This window comes from Streptomyces sp. NPDC002676 (assembly GCF_053592455.1).
Genome location: NZ_JBSFVT010000006.1, coordinates 259,877 through 278,007, shown reverse-complemented (window position 1 = coordinate 278,007; position 18,131 = coordinate 259,877). Strand labels below are relative to the sequence as shown.

Here is an 18,131-nt window from a genome sequence, read left to right as displayed (position 1 = left end):
CTCGGTCGGGCCTCGGTCGAGCCGTCCGGGGCCGACGGTAGCAGTCGATCAACGGCGGTCTAGACCAAGGATGGGGATGGCGGGCGGTTCTTCACTCGTGCTCAGGAGACCTGGCCGCATGCCCTTTCCGGGCCCGCGTCCGGCAAAGGGCGCGGAGTGCCGCCGCTCAGGCCCCCACCAGCCGCGAACCCGTCGGCGCCCGCAGCGGCTCGGCCAGGTCGGCCAGCGCGCGCTCCACGCCGTGCAGGTGGGCCAGGGCGGGCTCGGCGGGCGGCTCCGGGACGAAGGTGACGTGGCGGCCCTGGGTGAGCGCCTCGACGGCGGCCTCCACACGCCAGCAGGCGGCGGCGAGGCGGGCGTCGTGCGAGGCCTCGGGGTCGGCGGCGACGGCGACCAGGCCGCGGATCTCCCGGGCGCAGTCGTCGAGCCGATCGAGCACCCGGCGGGCGCGCCACTTGCGGCCGAGCATCGGGTTGAGCGGGTGCACCAGCGGGGCGACCGAGAGCCGGACCCGGCCGAGCAGCAGCTCCAGCTCGGCGACGAGCGGCGCCGGGTCGGCCGTGGGCGAGCCGGCGAGGCGGGCCGCGGCCTCCGCGGTGCAGGCGTGGACGCAGCGCAGGGCGCGCTGGATCCAGGCGTCGGTGGTGGCGTGCGTGGTGACCGGCAGCACGAACAGCACGGCGAGCGCGGCACCCACCGCGCCCACTTCGGTCTCGGCGAGGCGCAGGGCGAGCAGGCCGGGGTTCAGGACGCCGAGAAGGCCGTAGAGCATCTCGGCGAGCACGGTCACCCAGAGCATCATCCACGTGTAGGAGACGGCGGCCGAGTAGAAGATCCCGAAGACCGCGACCGCGACGAGGACGACGCTGGGCACGGGCGCCCCGTGCACGGGGATGGCGACGAGGAAGCCCAGTGAGATGCCGATCATCGTGCCGAGGACCCGGCGGAAGCCGCGCACGAGGGTCTCCCCGCGCGAGGCGGTGTTGACGAAGATCCACCAGGTGGCGCCGACGGCCCAGTACCAGCGCTGTCCGGACACCAGCTGGCCCACGACGAGCGCGAAGCCCGCGCCCGCGGTCGCCTGGACGGCCTGCCGGGTGGTCACGCGGGCGAAGCCGCTGCCCGCGGGCGGGGCGGGTACGGAGGGCACGGGCAGCCGGCGCTCGTAGCACCACAGGCCGAAGCGCACCGCCGCGGCGCTGAGCACGGACAGCAGGACGGAGACGTACAGCTCGGGCAGCCGCTCGGGGGTGGCGTGCAGGAACTGGGCGACGAAGTAGGTCATGAAGGCGAACACGCCGAGGCTGTGCCCGCGCGGCCCCCAACGGCGCGCGTACACGCCGGCGCCGACGACGGCCAGGAAGACCAGGTCCCGCGCCACGGGAACGTCGTGCAGTCCGGCCGCGGCGGCGAGCACAGGAACGCCGACGGCGGGCAGCAGTGCGGTGGTCACCGCCTGGCCACGCACGGTCGGATCCGCCACGGTGAACAGGGTGAGCAGCGCGGCGAGACCGCCGGTGACCGCACCGACGAGGGAGTGTCCGGCCAGGAAGCAGACCATGACCGCCAGCCCGATGCCGAGGACGGCCCGCGCGGCGAAGCGCAGCCGCGCCCGTCCCGGGTCCGGAGCCACGAACACCCTCTTCAGCACTGCTGCCCTCCCCTTGGAGCACCGGCATGGGACCGGCATGGAAAAGGCGCCGCGGGATCCCCGCAGCGCCATCGACACCCCCATGAGAGCATCACAAAGGGCACTGGCTCAAGCGTGGCTCGTATCACTGAGCCATTGGCACAGCTCGCTTCCCGCAGCGAAGCGCCCCGGAATGCCAACGGACCAGGTCGGGCGGCACACGCGCTGCGGGGGCTGCTGGGCCATTGGTACAGTCGTGATGTCATGAGCGTGGATGAACTCGACACCCGCATCCTGCGGCTGCTGCTGGAGCAGCCGCGCACCAGCGTGCGCGAGTACGCCCGGATCCTCGGTGTCGCCCGCGGCACGCTCCAGGCCCGGCTGGACCGCATGGAGCGCGACGGCGTGATCACCGGCACGGGCCCCTCCCTGTCGCCCGCCGCCCTCGGCCATCCGGTCCTGGCGTTCGTGCACATCGAGGTCACCCAGGGCCATCTCGACGACGTCGGGAACGCGCTGGCCTCCGTACCGGAGATCGTGGAGGCCTTCTCGATCACGGGTGGCGGAGACCTGCTGGCCCGGGTGGTGGGGCGGGACGCCGCCCATCTGGAGGACGTGATCCAGAAGCTGATCAGCCTGCCGGGCGTGGTGCGCACCCGCACCGAGGTGGCCCTGCGCGAACGGGTCCCGTACCGGCTGCTGCCCCTGGTCGAGTCCGTCGGCCGGGCGACCCGCACCTGACGCCGGCGCCTTCCACACGGGGTCCGGTGGCTGACCCGCCGGGGACTCCTCGGTCACGTCCGCGAATGCGGCTACCCCGAAGGCCACTTAGCGTGTGCACATGACCACAGTCCAGCACCGGCCGGCCGGTGACGACCGGCGATGGAAAGCGCTCGGGGTCTGTCTGACGGCAGGCTTCATGTCGCTGCTGGACACCTCGATCGTGAACGTGGCGCTGCCGTCGATGGAGCGCGGACTGGAGGCGAGCGGGGCCGACCTGTCATGGGTCGTCTCCGGTTACTCCCTGACCTTCGGGCTGGCCCTGGTACCGGCAGGCCGGCTCGGCGACATGCGCGGGCGGCGCGAGGCCTTCCTCGCCGGGCTCGCCCTGTTCACCGTGGCCTCGGCGGCATGCGGACTCGCCCCCGGCGCCTCCTGGCTGGTGCTGTTCCGGCTGTTCCAGGGAGCGGCGGCGGGGATGATCGCCCCCCAGACCACGGGGCTGATCCAGCAGATGTTCCAGGACCGGGAGCGGGCCCGCGCCTTCGGCCTGCTGGGCAGCGTCATCGGTGTCTCCACGGCGGTCGGCCCGCTCGTGGGCGGCGTGCTCATCGAGGCGTTCGGCACCGGCGACGGCTGGCGCTGGGTGTTCTACGTCAACCTGCCCCTCGGGGTGGCCACGTTCGTGGCGGGGCTGCGGCTGCTGCCCCGGTTCCCGGCGCAGACCCGCAGGCGGGAGGAGTTCGACCTGTTCGGGGTGCTGCTCCTCGGCTCCGGCGTGCTCGCGCTCATGCTGCCGCTGGTGCAGGAGCAGCAGTGGCACGGGCGGGAGAAGTGGGCGCTGCTGCCGGTGGCCGCACTGCTGCTGGCCGCCTTCTGGGCGTGGGAGCGGCGAGAGGAACGGCACGGGCGGGCTCCCCTGCTCGACCTGCGCCTGTTCTCCCTGCGGTCCTTCACGCTCGGTGCGCTGATCAGCCTGACCTACTTCGCGGGCTTCACCACCGTCTTCTTCGTCCTGTCGCTGTTCCTGCAGAACACGGTCGGCTACAGCGCGCTGGAGGCAGGGCTCACGGTCCTGCCCTTCGCCGCCGCCTCGGCGATCGGCGCAGCCGCCGGGGGCCGGCTCGTGACCCGTTTCGGCCGCAAGCTGGTCGTCATCGGTCTCGGCGGGGTGGCGCTGGGGCTGCTCGGGGTGGTCGTGGCGGTGCAGCTGGTGCCCGGGCGCGGCGTGGGGTGGGCCTCGGCGCTGCCGCTGCTCATCGGGGGGATCGGCTCCGGCCTGACGGTCTCCCCCAACACGACGCTCACCCTCACCCGCGTCCCCGTCAAGCGTGCCGGTGCGGCCGGCGGAGTGCTGCAGACGGGCCAGCGCGTCGGCTCGGCGGCCGGGATCGCCGTGGTGGGCGCGGTGTACTTCGCGCACCAGGCCAGCCACGGGCATTCCGCCGTGGCGATCCAGCTCGGATTGCTGACCGCCGTGGGGATCATCATGATCGCACTGACACTGGCGATCGCGGATCTACGGGAGCGCCACGTGCGTCCCGAGCCGGAGGCCGCCGGGGTCGGTGTGCCGGTCGGACGGGGTTGCGAGGAGGGCGGCTCGGACGAGAGGCTCCGGCGCGATTCCTGAGGGGGCCGGACCGCGGGTCACGACCTCCGGCGCGGCTTCCCCCGCTTGGCCGGCTTGGCCGCGCCCCCGGAGCCCGCGCGGCCCCGGGCGGTACGGCCCGCGGACTTCTGGCCCGCCGGCTTGCCGCCCGTCGGCTTCGCGGGCGCCTGCTTCTGCCGAGCACCCCCCTGCTCGGGCCGCGTCCGCTTGGGCTCGGCCTCCGCCTTCGCCGCCGTACGGCCCCGTGTGCTGTTGACCGTGCGGCCCCGGACGATGCCGATGAAGTCCTCCACCAGGTCGGTGGTGGCCTCCTCCGGCCAGGACAGGGCGATGCCCGACTCGGGGGCGTCGACGACGGGACGGTAGGTCAGGTCCTTGCGGTGGTACAGGCGGGCCAGCGACTGCGGGACGACCAGGAGGCCGACGCCCGCCGCCACCAGCTCGATGGCGTCCGCCGTCGTCGCGGGGCGTTCGAAGGCGGGCTCGCCGGGCGGGCTGTCCCAGTCGAAGACGTCGTCCAGCGGGTGGAAGAGCACCTCGTCGGCGAGGTCGTCCAGGGTCACCTCGTCCGCCGCCGTGATCACGTGGTCCTTGGGAACGACGACGACCGTGGTCTCGGTGTAGAGCGGGATGGCGCTGAAGAACGAACGGTCCACGGGCAGCCGTACGAAGCCCGCGTCGGCCTCGCCCGCGCGCAGCAGCTCGGGCGCCTCGGCGGCAGGGACCTGGAGGAGGGTGAGCGGGGTGTCTGGCAGCCGCTCGTTCCAGATCCGCACCCACTTCGCGGGCGTCACTCCGGGGACGTACGCGAGCCGGAACGACGGTGTTTCCTGCGAGCCTGTCACCAGGCCAGGTTACCGGCCGTGGTCAGCCCTCCCGTACACGGCCGATACCCTTGACCTCATGAGTCCGCAGCAGAGCCCCCAGACGATGAAGCCCGCGACCGCGGCGAAGAAGCTGGGTGTGTACCTCCCCGCCACCCCTGCCGAGTTCCAGGAGGGTGTGGTCTCGCGCGCCGAGCTGAACGAGCTCCAGGCCAACCCGCCGGAGTGGCTGCGCGAGCTGCGAGCGAACGGCCCCCACCCGCGTCCGGTGGTCGCCGCCAAGCTCGGCGTGTCCATCGCGGGCCTCGCCCGCGGCGGGGTCACCGAGGCGCTGACCACCGAGCAGATCGAGACGCTCAAGCAGGAGCGGCCCGAGTGGCTGGAGAAGGAGCGCGCGACGCAGGCCGAGGTCCGCAAGGAAGCGGCGCGGCTCAAGAACCTGAAGCAGGAGAAGCAGGAGAAGCAGGACAAGGGCGCCGAGCGCTGATCCTCCGCTTTTCCACAGCTTTACAGCTTCTTCCAGCTCTTCGGCTTTCCACAACGCCCTCCGGTCGCCGGAGGGCGTTGTCAGTGGTCCCCCCTAGAGTTCCCGTCACTTGATCACTGCGGGTGCGGGGAGGCACGTATGGGGTGGGTGTCGGCGGGCGACTACGAGGTCGCCCTCGACGGCGGGAAGGTGGTGTGCCGCAACGCGGCCGGGCGGCGGCTGAAGTCCGTGCCGCCGAAGATCGCCGACGATCCGGCGGTCGTGGGCCTCAGGCAGCTCGTCGAGTGGCTGGAGCGGCACGAGCGGCAGTGCCTGGCCGATGTCGAGCGGTGGATGGTCCGTTCGCTGCCCGTGCCGTTCTCCGTCGTCGCCCGCGTGTGGCCGGACCCCGCCTGGCAGGCCGCACTGCGCGATCTCGTGGTCACCGGCGCCGACGGTGAGGTCGCCGGTTTCCTGCGGGACGCCGGCTCCGAGCGCGGCCTCGGCCTCGTCGACCTCGACGGCGACACCGTCCGCATCACCCCCGGCCTGGTCCGCATCCCGCACCCGGTCCTCCTCGAAGACCTGGCGGAACTGCGGGAGTTCGCCGTGGAACTGGGCGTCGAGCAGCGCGCCCAGCAGCTCTTCCGCGAGGTCTGGCACCGCCCGGCCGGCCTCGACGCCGAGGCGACCCAGGTGGAGGAGTACGCGGGCGGCTCCTTCAAGGAGCTGCGCTTCCTGCACGGCCGGGCCACCCAGCTGGGCTACCGCGTGCGCGGCGGGTACGCCGTGTGTGCCGTCCTGGAGGACGGCCGCGGGGTGGAGGCCCGCGTGTGGATCGGTGACTACGACGGCTACGCGCAGACCGAGACCGGCCCGCTGGTGTGGACCGGCCCGGACGGCCGCGTCCTGAAGCTCGGTCAGGTCGGCCCGGTCGCCTGGTCGGAAGGCATGCGCATGGCGGCGGCGCTGTACGCCGGCCGGGACATCGAGGACGAGGAGCGGGCGGCATGAGTGACACCACGCGGTACGACGAGGCCACCGTCGCCGCCCTCCTGGACGCGGGCGCCGTCCTGCCGCCGGGCAGCACCGCGCGCGAGGACGCCGATGTGCTCACCGTCCGCAGCTACACCCACCCCGCCCTGGACGGCCGACAGGTGGTCCGGCTGGTGCCGGGCACGCTCGGCGAGGCCGAGGACCTGGCGCTGGAGTTCCTGGGTCTGGCCCGCGAACCCCAGACGCCCCAGGTCGGGCAGGTGCGCCGGGAGACGCTGGGCTTCCCGGCGTGGGCGCTGGTGAACGACCCGGCGAACGGACACCACGCGCTGGCCCTGGTCAAGGACGTCGAGCGGCTCGCCCGGCAGGCCAAGTCCAAGCCGGGCAGCGCCAAGGAGGGCTTCGAGGCGCTCGGCGAGAAGCTCGGCCGGGCCGTGCCGCACTTCCTGCCGACGTTCTACGAGCAGGCAGCGCGCGTCTTCCTGGAGCACGAGAACACCACGTACGCCGCCGCGTTCTTCGGCAAGGCCCGCGAGGCCGAGCGGGTGCACGCGCTCACGGTGGACGAAGAGCGGCAGCGTGCGGTGTTCCTGGAGTTCGCCTTCGCCGGGGCGCTGACCGTCAAGGCGCTGAAGGAGCACGTGAAGGACCTGGCCGGCAGGCTCGACCCGGCCGCCGCCTGGGCGCAGTTCCGGCAGCTGACGGTGGAGCGCTGCGCGGCCGGGATGCCGCCGTACGCCTCGCTGCCGCAGGACGCGCGCGGGCTGATCAAGGCCGCCGGTTTGGACCGGGTCACCGAGGAGTGCGCGCTGGTCGCCGACCTGATCGCCTCCCCCGCGGCGGTCCGCGCGCCCGCGTCCTTCTGGACCGCCTACCGCGCGGTCCTGCCCGTCCTCACCGAGCGTCAGCCGGCCGTCCGGGCACGCCTGTTGGAGATCATGCCGGCCGGTCTGGGCCGGGAGGTCGAGGACGACGAGTTGTGGCTGACGCTGCTCGCGGAGTGCGGGGCCGAGCGGCTGCTGACCGACCAGGAGGCGGCGCGCGAGTACGGCGTCGACCCCGGCGAGTGGCTGGGCCGCTGGGCGTCCTTCCGCAAGCACGGCGGCTCGTTCTCCCGCCGCTCACCGGCCACGCTGGCGCTGGTCGAGCGCATGGCCGCGCGGCTGCGGGCCGCCGTCCGTCCGGTCGACCTGTTCACCGGGCGCTGGCACGCCGGGGCCGACCTCGACCTGCTGGACCTGTGTGTGGCCGAGGGCGTCCCGCTGGCCGTTCCGGGCGCGGACGTCCGGGTGTTCCTGCCGCTGGCCCACTGGCTGAAGGACACCCGGGCCGGCGTGCGCGACCTGACGGCCGTCGCGGCCGACCCGCGCTTTCGGGGCCTGCTGCACCAGGCCGTGGAAACGGTCGGCGGCGACCAGCGGAGCGGCGAACTGCTGACCGCCGTCGCCGCGCACCCCGTCCTTCGGGGTGTGCTCGGCGAGTGGCTGGACGAGGCCGCTGACGACGTCACGCGCGCGGTGGGGCTGCCCGGTGCCCGCACGGCCCTCGACCGGCTGCGTCCCTTCCGGGTGATCGCCTCCGAGGTCAATCCGGACGCGGTCGCCCGGGTCGCCCGCCGCGAGACGGCACCGCTGCTCGGCCGCACCCTGCGCGCCGGAATCCTGGACGAGCTGGGCTGGCCCGCCCTGGACGAGGCGGTGCGGCGGCTCGACGCCGAGGTCGGCAAGGGCACCGAGGACTCGCTCACGGTCCACGAGTCCTGGCCCGCCCTGATCCTGGCCCGCCGGCGCAGGGCGATCGTCGTCGGCCCACGCGAGGTGCTCCTCGACCACGACCTGCGCCTGCCCCAGGAGCTGGACCGCCGGCAGCGCCCCCGGTTCCGGTACGTGGACGGGGAGTTGCTGGTGATGTGGCGGCAGGGCAGCAAGCAGCACGGCTACTGGTCGGCCCGGCCCGCCGAGGTGTTCGAGCTGGGCGGCGAGCAGCTCCCGTTCTGGTGGTCCGACCACGAGCCGGTCGTTCCGTCGATCCCGCTGCCCGGCGGCGGCCGGGCCACCGGTGGCCGCACCCTGCACGCCGGTGACACGGTCCTGCCGCCGGCCCGCCCGGTCATCGGCGACGGCACCACGTACTGGCGTCAGGGCAGGCAGGGACGGCAGACGATGTGGCTCGAACACGACCCGGCCACAGGCACTCACGGGCGGGCTTCCCTGCCCGCGCTGCTGCGCGCCGGCATTCGTGAGGACGCCGAGCTGCTGCCCGGCCAGTGCGAGGTGCTGCCCCTGCAACCGGGCCTGGAGGACAGCCCGTTCGGTACCGACGGTACGGTGCTCGGCCGATGGGTGCGCACGGAGGGCGAGGGCCTCAAGGCGCACCGGACCGCCGGGACGCCCGACGGGCGGACGGTGTCGGTGCCGGTCTTCCAGGGCAGCCGCGCGGGCGCGGTTCCGCTGGGCGCGCTGCGGCTGCCCGGGGGCGCCGAGCCCGTCGTCACCCAACTGTTCCGGCAGGTGGGGGTGTTCGCGGACGACGACACCTCCGCGCACGGCGAACTCGGCCGGGTGCTGCCGAACAGCCCCGGGGGCGAGTTCGCCGCCGGGACCCGGCTCGTACCCCCGCTGCCCTTCTGGCATGCCCTGCGCCCGCGCGACGAGCAGGGCTCGGCCGTGCTGCGCGCCCTGACCGACGAGCAGGCGGCAGAGGTGCTGCGGGTCACCGCGACCGCGCTGGCCGGACGCCAGGAGGCGCTCGAACGCGCCGGGTCGGACAAGGCCGCCAAGGCCGCCGTACCCCCGGCGGACGAGGTCGTCGTGGGCGCGGTGGCCCGCGCCCTGCCGGGTCTCACCGACGGCCGACTGATCACCGGCGTCGCCTCGCTGGTCCGCTCGGCGCTGCGCATCGGCGAGTCGGCCACGACGTTCGCGACTGCGCCTCAGGACCGGGAGCGCCAACGCCCCCGGAACGTGCACATGTTCGACGACTACCGCCCCGAACACGGCGAGGACCGCACCGTGCTCGCGGCCCTCAACGGCATCGTGGGCGTGCACGGCTGGTGGCAGCAGGAGCAGTGGAGCGCGCTGCGCCAGATCCGCGCGGTGAACCACGTCCTGTCCGGCAGGCCCGCCGAGGGCAAGCCGCTGCCTGGCCTGGAGCGACTCGGCGCCCTCGGCGACGGCTGGCGCAGCGAGGAGCACACCGTTCCCGGGATCGGCGTCGTGTGGACCCCCGTCCTGGGCGCGCTGCGGGCTCTCGCCCACCGGGCCGCCTCGCCCGCTCTGGCCGATGTCCAACGGGAGCCGCTGCTCCTGCTGTTCGAGGCGCTCACCGAAGGGCCGCTCGTCTCGGCCGACGGCACGCTCCGGGAGGTCGTGCTGAGCGAGCGGTCCGACAAGCAGCAGCGCGCCGGGCAGGTGCTGCGCCGCGACGGCCGCACAGTGGTGATCCTCGGCTGCAAGAGCGTCGACGGGCAGCGGGGCACGCTGAACTGGCTGGCCCTGGATCACGACCCGTCCGGCGCGTTCGGCGCGGTCGCCCACTTCACGCTGGCCGAGGAGGTCCGGTACCCGGCGACCGTCTCGGCCGAGGACCTGGCCACGGTCGCGCGGCTGATCCGGGGCAAGGGGGCTGCCCCGTGGCAGGCCGCGGCCGTCGAGGAGCTGGTGACCGCGACCGGTGGCGGACTCGGCCCCCTCCAGGCCGCCGTGCTGCTCGGCGGGCTCCTGCCCTCGCCCGAGGCGGAGGGTCTGACCACGATGGGGCTGAAGCCCCGGCAGTGCGAGTTCGGCACCGCCCGGGTCAACGCCCTCGGCCCTGCGGAGCGGACGGCGCTGCTCGGCGCGCTGCTGCCGGCCGACCCGGCCGCACTGTGGACCGAGGGCCCGGACACGGCTGCCGCGGGGCGGGTGTGGGCCGAACGGCTCGGCTCGTTGGTCCGCGTGCCCGAGGATCTCGGCGCCGAGCTGGCAGGCTTCGGCGCCGGGGCCGCCGAGACCGTGCTCAACCCGTCCCGCACGCCGTGGCTGAACCGCACGACGGTCCTTCGGCCCGACGAGAAGGGCATGCTCGTTCCGAAGGACCCCGAGGCGGTGCCCAGCCGGTACGAACTGGGGGGCGTGGTGCACGCCCTCGCGGCACTGGCCTACGTCCTGCCGTACGGCCATCCGCTGCGCGCCCGGCTGCCGGAGGGCCTGGCCGCCGTGCGCCGCCGGATGACCGACCCGGAGCTGCTGCTCAGCCTGGACGTCGACTGGACGGAGAAGGGCGACTCCACCGCGGTGGAACTCCGCAAGGCGTACGGGCTGCCCGAGACCGGGGGCGGCGACGCGCACGGTCTGACCCGGGTCGGTGAGGCGATCGCGCTGCGTCCCTGGTACCGCGACACGGAAGGGGTCCTGGTCCGGCCGGCCGCGCTCTCCGGCCCCGACGACCCCGCGTTCGGCCTCCTCGAAGGCCTGACCGGCCCCGCGCGCGGCCACGGTCTGCGGGCGCTGCGCACCCTCCTCGGCGAGGAGCTGGCCCGGGCGGTCGCGGCCGGCGCCGAGGGACCTTCGGGGTACGCCCAGGACCCGACCGTCACCGTACCCGCGCTCGTCTCCGAGGCGGCCACGACGCTCGGCCTGGGTCAGGACGCGGCGGCGCTCTACCTCCAGCTGCTGGCCCTGCCGGACCCCACGGACCGCAACTGCGCCCAGTGGACCGGCTGGAAGCCCGCCCGCATCAAGAAGGCCCGCGCCGAACTGGCGGCGACCGACCTGGTGGTGGAGGCCAAACGGCCGCGCGCCGGGCGGACGTTGTTCCTGCCCTGCGGCTGGCGCGACCTCAAGTCGCCCGCGCTGCCGGTGGAGACGTGGAAGGAAGGCCTCTACCCGGTGCACGACCACGGTCGCGCGATACCGCTGCTCCCGGTGCCCGAGCTGTTCACGCGCGCCTGGGACCGGGTGCGGTCGGGCGACGCCCCGGCGTACGAGGAGCTGACCACACGCGCGACGCGCAGGGGGCGGCGCCGGTGACCCCCGCTTCCTCGACCTTTGTTCGTACGACTCCGAAGGGCACCCCCCGATGACCACCGTCCTCGTCCCCGACGCAACCCGGCAGATCGTCCCGCCCGAGGACCGTTACGCCACCGAGCTGGCGTTTCTCGCCGCGTACGACTCCGGGCCCCGGCCGCCCGCGTGGCGGCTCACGCCCCGTGCCGTCGTCACGTTCGTCATGGGCAGCGGCGGCCAGGCGCTGAGGCTGCCCGACGAGGCGGAGGCCCCTGCCGGAGTGCCGCGCCGGCTGGTGGTGGAGGGCAAGTTCGTCGGCGACCGGGCACTGGTCGAGCGGTGTGTCGTCACGCTCGCCGGTGAGCGGGGCCTGCTGCTCGTCGGCGAGCCGGGCACCGCCAAGTCGATGCTCTCCGAGCTGCTGTCGGCGGCCGTGTGCGGCACCAGCGGCCTGGTCGTGCAGGGGACCGCCGGGACGACCGAGGATCAGCTCAAGTACGGCTGGAACTATGCCCTGTTGCTCGCCCAGGGGCCCAGTCGGAAGGCGCTCGTGCCGTCGCCGGTGCTCACCGCGATGACCCGGGGAGCGGTCGCCCGCGTCGAGGAGGTCACGCGCTGCCTGCCCGAAGTGCAGGACTCCCTCGTGTCGTTGCTGTCGGAGCGGCGGATCGCCATACCCGAACTGGCGGGCAGCGAGGACGCGTTGGCACACGCGGCACCCGGTTTCAGCCTCATCGCCACCGCCAACCTGCGCGACAAGGGTGTGTCGGAGATGTCGGCCGCGCTCAAGCGCCGCTTCAACTTCGAGACGGTGGGCCCGATTTCCGATCTCGACGCCGAGACCGCGCTGGTGCGCAGCCAGGCGAGGGCGTCGGTGGAGCGGGCCGGGGCGCCCTTCCAGGTAGACGACACCGTACTGGAGGCCCTGGTCACCGCCTTCCGGGATCTGCGGGAGGGGCGGTCGGCGGAGGGCTGGGAGGTGGAGCGGCCGTCCACCGTGATGAGCACCGCCGAGGCCGTGTCCGTGGCGGGTGCGCTGGGGCTGGCCACGGCCTACTTCCCCGGGGACCGCGATGTCCTCGGGCTGCTGCCGGGTCATCTCCTCGGTGTCGTACGCAAGGACGACCCGGCGGACGCGGCACGGCTGCGCGGCTACTGGGACGGTCCGGTCCGGCGCCGTGCCGAGCAGGGCTCCGCCACCTGGCGCACCCTGTGGGACCTGCGCACGGTCCTGGAGGGCTGACGACCGTGCCCCACGCCTCTCCCGAAGCGGCCCTGGCGGCCCTGACCGACCCTGCGGCGCCCTACCTCATCGGCGTACGGCACCACGCGCCGTCCCTGGCCGCCGCCGTGCCCGCACTGCTGGACGCGGCCGAGCCGGACGTGCTGTTGGTCGAACTCCCCGCCGAACTGCAGGACTGGCTGCCCTGGCTCGCCCACGAGGAGACCCGGGCGCCGGTCGCCCTCGCCGCCGCGCCCACCGACGGGGCCGGTGGCCCGGCGTTCTACCCGTTCGCCGACTTCTCCCCGGAACTGGTCGCGGTGCGCTGGGCCGCGCGGCACGGGGTGCGGGTGATCGCCTGCGATCTGCCGCTGGCGGACCGGGGCTGGGGTGCGGATTCGCCGGGGCCCAGCGGGCAGGACGGCAGGACGGGGGAGGGCAGTACGGGGGACGGCAGGACGGGGGGCGGCAACGACGCCGACAGGCCGGGGGTGCCCGGCTCCGACCTGCCTGGTACAAGCGCGGGCGTGCCCGGTACAAGCGCGGGCGTGCCCGGTACAAGCGCGGGCGTGCCCGGTACAAACGTGGGCAGTGTGTCGGCCTCGCGGGCGTCCGGCGGCTCAGGTCTGCCCGGCGATTCCACCGCGGCCGGACTCGGCGGCGCGCTCCGTTCCCGGCTCACCGGCCGTCCCGGTGACGACCTGTGGGACCGGCTGGTCGAGGCCACGGCCCCCGGTTCCGCGCCGGAGGCGCTGCGGCGGGCCGCGCTGCTCACGGGGTGGGCCCTGCGCGCGGACACGGTCGCCGCGGGCGGAGTGCCGGAGCTGGATCTGCGGCGGGAGCGCTGGATGCGCTCGTGTCTGGCCGCCGCCACGGCCGACGGCGAGCGGGCCGCCGTACTCGTCGGCGCCTTCCATGCCCCGGCACTGCTGGCACCGGCCGATGAGGCGGCGGGTGCCCGGCCCGCCTCGGCGTGGACGACCTCCCTGATCCCCTACACCTACGCCCTGCTGGACGAGCGCTCCGGCTACCCCGCCGGGATCCGTGACCCGGAGTGGCAGCACATGGTGCTGGACGCGGCCGGGGATCCCGCCGCGCTGGCGGAGGCGCTGACCCGGGCCGCCGTACGGGTGTGTGCGGAGCTGCGGGCACTGGGCCATCCGTCCGGGCCCGCCGACGCGCGGGAGATCGTCCGGCTGGCCGGTGATCTGGCCCGGCTGCGGGGGCTGCCCGCGGCGGGCCGGGGCGAGCTGGTCGAGGCGGTGCAGACCGTGCTGGCACAGGGCGAGCCGTACGGGCGGGGCCGGGCCGTCGCCAGGGCGATGGAGCAGGTGCTGGTCGGCACGCGGGCGGGCAGGCCCGCGCCGAACGCGCCGCGCAGCGGCCTGGCCCCGGCGGTGGAGGCCGAGTTGGCCGCGCTGAACCTGCCCGGCCCGGCCGACGGCGGCCCCGGCATGGCACGCGACCTACGGCTCGACCCGCTCCGCTCCGATCTGGACCGCCGCCGCGAACTCCTGCTGCGCCGCCTGACGGTGTGCGGGGTGCCGTACGCCGAGCCCAAGGCGGTCGCCGGTGCGGGCGGCGCCGAGGCACTGACCTCCCGCTGGGAGGTGCGCTGGACGCCGGCCACGGCGGCCATGCTGACCGCCGCCGGGGTCCGCGGGGTCACCCCCGCCCAGGCGGCCGAGGGTCTGCTGCGTGAGCGGAGGCGCGGGGAGCGGAACGACGGCGGGCCCACGGCGGCACAGGCCCTGCAGGGGTTGGCGGAGGCCGCGGAGTGCGGTCTGCCCGGCCTCAGCGACGAGCGGCTGGACGACACCGCCGAGGTGCTTCCGGGCTCGGCCACGCTGTCCGAACTCCTCGCCGGACTGGCCCTGTTGGACCGGCTGCGGACCGGGCACATCGCCGGGCTGGGCGCCGACGAAAGCCGTACGGAGCGGGCGGCGGCCGTCGCCGGGCTGCTCACCGCCGCGGCCGTGCGCCAGGTGGACGGGCTGACCGGCTCCGAGGACCCCTCGGACGCCCACGCCCTGCTGGAACTCGCCCACCGCGCGGACGTGTCGGGCGGCATCCGGCTCACGGACGCGCTGGCCCGGCTGGCCGCCGACGGCTCCCCGCTGATGCGCGGGGCCGCCGGGGCCGTACGCGTGCTGCTGGGGCAGGAGGAGCCCCAGGAGTTCGGCGACCGGGTCGGCTCGTGGGTGGACGGCGCCGCCGGCCCCGAGTCCCGGTCGGCGCTGACCGCGCGCCTGACCGGTCTGCTGACGGCGGCCGGGCCCCTGTTGGAGTCGGCACCGCCCGCGCTGGAGCCACTGCTGGACCGGGTGTCCCAGCTGTCCGACAGGGACTTCCTGGACCGGCTGCCGGCCCTGCGCGGCGGCTTCGACACGCTCAGTCCGGCCGCCCGCGAGCGGCTCCTGGCCGCCGTGGAGGAGCGCCTGGGCAAGGGCCGGCCGGACGAGGGCCAGTTGGGCACGGGCCGGCTGGGCGACACCGGCGCCGTCGATCCCGGCGCGCTGGCCGAGTGGACCCGCGCCGACCTCGCGGCCCGGGAGGTCCTCGGGGCGTTGGGGCTGCTTCCGTCGTCCGGGTCTGCCGAGGAGGCAGCACGCGGGTACGCCGCGAAAACTTCGCTCACTTCCGGCGCCGACGCCGTGGGCTCGGGAGACGAGGTCGCGGCCCCTTCGTCCGGCACGGAGCACCGGCTCGCGCCCGCCGAACGCTGGCGCCTGGTGCTGGGCCGTCGCACCGATCAACTGCCCGCCTGGGCCCGGCCCTTGGCGACCGCGCTGGACGAGCTGTACGGCAGCGGGCGCGGTGAGGGCAGCCGTGGCGATCTCACCGGTGCGGGGCGCGGCGGCGGGCGCGAGGCGTCGTACCCCGGGGTGCGGGAGTGGTCCGAGGAACTGGCGGCGCTGTTCGGGCCGGGCATCCGGGAGGAGGTGCTGGCGGCAGCCGCCGCGACGGGCCGGCAGGACGTGTTCGAGGCACTCGATCCGGACAGCGTACGGCCCTCCGTCGACCTGCTCCGCTCGGTGCTCCGACACGCGGGCGGGCTGCCGGAGGCACGGCTGGCGGCGCTGCGTCCGCTGGTCCGGCGCCTGGTGGACGCGCTCACCCGGCAGCTGGCCACCCGGCTGCGCCCGGCTCTGCACGGCACCGCGCTGCCGCGCCCCAGCCGGCGTCCGGGCGGTGGCCTCGACCTGCCGCGCACGCTGCGGGCCAACCTCGCGACCGCGCGCCGACTGCCGGACGGCACCGTCCAGGTCGTTCCCGAGCGGCCCGTCTTCCGTACCCGGGCGCGCCGGGTGGCCGACTGGCGGCTCATCCTGGTCACCGACGTGTCGGGATCCATGGAGGCATCCACGGTCTGGGCGGCGCTCACGGCCTCCGTACTGGCCGGGGTGCCCACCCTGTCCACGCACTTCCTGGCCTTCTCCACCGAGGTCATCGACCTGACCGACCATGTCGAGGATCCCTTGTCGCTGCTGCTGGAGGTCAGCGTCGGCGGCGGCACCCACATCGCGGCCGGGCTGCGGCATGCGCGCGAACTGGTCACCGTGCCCGCGCGCACACTGGTCGTGGTCGTCAGCGACTTCGAGGAGGGCTACCCGATCGGCGGGCTGCTAGCCGAGGTGCGCGCACTGGTCGGGGCCGGCTGCCACGTGCTGGGCTGCGCGAGCCTGGACGACGCCGGCCGCCCCCGGTACGCCACCGGTGTCGCGGGCCAGTTGGTCGCCGCGGGGATGCCGGTCGCAGCCCTCAGTCCGCTCGAACTCGCCCGTTGGGTAGGGGAGAAGATCGCATGAGCGAGGATCGTGTCGGCCAGGAACGTGTGGGCCAGGAACGTGTGGGCCAGGAACGTGTGGGCGAGGAACGTGTGGGCGAGGATCATGTATGCGGGGATCTGCCTCCGGTCGCCCCGGCCGTGACCGCCGAGCTCGTCGCCGCGCTCTCGTCTCGCCTGCGCAAGCGGCTGGACGCGGGTGTCGCCAAGCTGGCGGACCGCCCGGTCGTCCGCGACGGCGACACCGCGCGCATCGCCGTCGACGACAGCACGGACGTCGAACTGCACGCCCCTGGCGGCGCGGTGACCAGCGCGGACGCCATCCGGTGCGGCTGTCTGCTGGCCCCGCACTGCCTGCATCGCGCGGCGGCGGCCTCGGCGGCACCGATCGCGGAAGCCGATGACGCCACCAACTCCAGGGAATCGGCTGCCAGTTCAGCAGAGGCGAGCGCGGTCGCCGAGCCCGAGACAGCGACCCCCGGGCAACTCGCCGCCGCCCGCGCTCTGCAGGCCGCGGCGACCGCCGTGCTCGAAGCCGGCACGGACGGATCCGGGGCCGTGCTCCAGGCGGAGTTGCTGCGCGCCGCGCACACCGCCAGGCTCGCGGACTTGCCCAGGGCCGCCGCCTCGGCCGTGTCCACGGTCACCGCACTGCGCGCGGCCCGCTCGGCCGACCCGGCCTACCGGCTCGCCGACCTCGTCGCCGCGCTCCGCGACGTCCTGTCCCTGGCCCATCGCATCCCGCGTGCCGAAGGCACTGAACTCGCCGGGCTGCGCGGCACCGTACGGCAGCCGTACCTCCCGGACGGCTCGCTGCGGCTGTACGGCCTGTTCTCCGAGCCGGTGCTCACCGCGAGCGGTTACGCGGGGGCCGTCACCTGGGCCGCCGACGCCGAAGGCCGCCTGTACCAGGTGTCCGACGTGGCCCCCGGCGGTGCCGGACGGGCGGTGGGCGCGGCCGACCGGGCCGTACGCGTCGGCGACACCGCCCTGCCCCACCGGGAACTGTCCCGGGCGGGCCTCGCGGTGTCGGGGGCCACCGTCTCCCCGGCGGGGCGGCTCGGCGCGGGCGCCGGAGTACGGGCGGTCCGCGCGTCCGGTGCCGGATGGCGCGAGGAGCCGTTGGACCGGCTGTGGGGGGAGCCCGTCGCCGAGCAGGTCGGCCGTGCGCTGAGCGGCGGCCACGAGCTGCTCTTCCTCGAGGTCACCCTCGCGGGCCCGGTCCGTGAGGCGACGGGCGACTGTCTTCTGTCCGACTGCGGAGGCGTCGTACTGCGGCTGACCGCCGCCCACGACCATCCCGCGCTCCCCCACCGGGAGAACCTGCGTCTGCTGGCCGCCGTTCGCGGCAGCCGGCTCCGGGTCGTCGCCCGGCTCACTCCGGGCCCACACCCCCGGGCGCTGCTCCTGGCGACCGAGCACCCCACCGACCCCGGCTCCCGCGTCGACGTCGGCCTGGACCGGCTCCAGCACGCCGACCTGCCCGCGGCACACGCCTCCCCGGCAGCGGCGCCGGCCGTTCCCACACCGGACGAGGCCCCCGTGCACCTGCTGCGCCGCCGCGTCCACCAGGCGGCCTCGGGCGGCCGACGGATGCTGTCCTTCCCCGGCCGTACGTCCGCCGACGCCCGACGGCTGCGGCAGCACGGTCTCGCCACGGCGGGGGACATCCTGGACGAACTCCAGGGGGCCGCGGCGGAGCGCTCCCGCGATGCCTTCGGCCGCCTGCTCCCGGCGGACCCGGACCGGTTCGCCCGCGCCTGGCTGGCCGCGGCCCACTACACCGACGAGGTCGACCGTGCGCTGTGCGCGGCGGCCTGGAGCGGGTGAGGCCGGTTGAGGGGGCGGGCTCGTCTGGGCCCTGGCCTGTACCTGGGCCTGGGCCTGGGAGT

Annotated in this window: 10 protein-coding genes; 8 read left to right on the top strand and 2 right to left on the bottom strand. The window is 74.9% G+C overall.

Annotated elements, in window-relative coordinates; all coding sequences use genetic code 11:
* Nucleotides 1-166: 166 nt before the first annotated feature.
* On the bottom strand, nucleotides 167-1,651 hold the full coding sequence (locus ACWD3E_RS19690; protein WP_451388828.1) for an FUSC family protein: 1,485 nt from the start codon (nucleotides 1,649-1,651) through the stop codon (nucleotides 167-169).
* A 243-nt stretch (nucleotides 1,652-1,894) separates the two neighbouring features.
* Between ACWD3E_RS19690 and ACWD3E_RS19685 the strand changes: the two genes are divergently transcribed.
* Both ACWD3E_RS19685 and ACWD3E_RS19680 read left to right on the top strand, forming a co-directional pair.
* Nucleotides 1,895-2,371 carry an Lrp/AsnC family transcriptional regulator gene (locus tag ACWD3E_RS19685; RefSeq protein WP_451388827.1) on the top strand — a complete coding sequence of 159 codons (477 nt, stop codon included), beginning with the start codon at nucleotides 1,895-1,897 and terminating at the stop codon, nucleotides 2,369-2,371.
* Between the two features lie 100 nt (nucleotides 2,372-2,471).
* Nucleotides 2,472-3,980 (top strand): MFS transporter, encoded by a 1,509-nt coding sequence (locus tag ACWD3E_RS19680; RefSeq protein WP_451388826.1) that lies wholly within the window; start codon nucleotides 2,472-2,474, stop codon nucleotides 3,978-3,980.
* Between the two features lie 17 nt (nucleotides 3,981-3,997).
* Here ACWD3E_RS19680 and ACWD3E_RS19675 read toward each other — a convergent pair whose 3' ends face one another.
* On the bottom strand, nucleotides 3,998-4,804 hold the full coding sequence (locus ACWD3E_RS19675) for a LysR family substrate-binding domain-containing protein (protein ID WP_451388825.1): 807 nt from the start codon (nucleotides 4,802-4,804) through the stop codon (nucleotides 3,998-4,000).
* Nucleotides 4,805-4,862: 58 nt separating this feature from the next.
* On the opposite strand from ACWD3E_RS19675, the gene ACWD3E_RS19670 reads away from it, so the two are divergent.
* The 6 genes from ACWD3E_RS19670 to ACWD3E_RS19645 all read left to right on the top strand — a co-directional run bounded on the left by ACWD3E_RS19670 (nucleotide 4,863) and on the right by ACWD3E_RS19645 (nucleotide 18,069).
* Entirely contained in the window at nucleotides 4,863-5,270 is a 408-nt protein-coding gene (locus ACWD3E_RS19670) for a DUF5997 family protein (RefSeq protein ID WP_451388824.1), read from the top strand.
* 138 nt (nucleotides 5,271-5,408) lie between these two features.
* On the top strand, nucleotides 5,409-6,263 hold the full coding sequence (locus tag ACWD3E_RS19665) for a DUF4132 domain-containing protein (RefSeq protein WP_451388823.1): 855 nt from the start codon (nucleotides 5,409-5,411) through the stop codon (nucleotides 6,261-6,263).
* Nucleotides 6,260-11,254, top strand: a complete 4,995-nt coding sequence (locus tag ACWD3E_RS19660) for a hypothetical protein (RefSeq protein WP_451388822.1) — start codon at nucleotides 6,260-6,262, stop codon at nucleotides 11,252-11,254. The genes ACWD3E_RS19665 and ACWD3E_RS19660 overlap by 4 nt, the downstream gene beginning before the upstream one ends.
* 49 nt (nucleotides 11,255-11,303) lie before the next feature.
* Nucleotides 11,304-12,473 (top strand): ATP-binding protein, encoded by a 1,170-nt coding sequence (locus tag ACWD3E_RS19655; protein ID WP_451388821.1) that lies wholly within the window; start codon nucleotides 11,304-11,306, stop codon nucleotides 12,471-12,473.
* 5 nt (nucleotides 12,474-12,478) lie between these two features.
* A complete protein-coding gene (locus ACWD3E_RS19650; RefSeq protein WP_451388820.1) occupies nucleotides 12,479-16,261 on the top strand; it encodes a vWA domain-containing protein in 3,783 nt (1,260 codons plus the stop codon).
* Nucleotides 16,258-18,069 (top strand): hypothetical protein, encoded by a 1,812-nt coding sequence (locus ACWD3E_RS19645; RefSeq protein ID WP_451388819.1) that lies wholly within the window; start codon nucleotides 16,258-16,260, stop codon nucleotides 18,067-18,069. The genes ACWD3E_RS19650 and ACWD3E_RS19645 overlap by 4 nt, the downstream gene beginning before the upstream one ends.
* The last annotated feature ends 62 nt before the right edge of the window (nucleotides 18,070-18,131 follow it).

Excerpts from the sequence above, each read along its gene's own strand:
- ACWD3E_RS19670 (WP_451388824.1), top strand. The coding sequence starts at position 4,863 with ATGAGTCCGCAGCAGAGCCCCCAGACGATGAAGCCCGCGACCGCGGCG.
- ACWD3E_RS19685 (WP_451388827.1), top strand. The coding sequence starts at position 1,895 with ATGAGCGTGGATGAACTCGACACCCGCATCCTGCGGCTGCTGCTGGAG.
- ACWD3E_RS19645 (WP_451388819.1), top strand. The coding sequence starts at position 16,258 with ATGAGCGAGGATCGTGTCGGCCAGGAACGTGTGGGCCAGGAACGTGTG.
- ACWD3E_RS19665 (WP_451388823.1), top strand. The coding sequence starts at position 5,409 with ATGGGGTGGGTGTCGGCGGGCGACTACGAGGTCGCCCTCGACGGCGGG.
- ACWD3E_RS19680 (WP_451388826.1), top strand. The coding sequence starts at position 2,472 with ATGACCACAGTCCAGCACCGGCCGGCCGGTGACGACCGGCGATGGAAA.
- ACWD3E_RS19660 (WP_451388822.1), top strand. The coding sequence starts at position 6,260 with ATGAGTGACACCACGCGGTACGACGAGGCCACCGTCGCCGCCCTCCTG.
- ACWD3E_RS19655 (WP_451388821.1), top strand. The coding sequence starts at position 11,304 with ATGACCACCGTCCTCGTCCCCGACGCAACCCGGCAGATCGTCCCGCCC.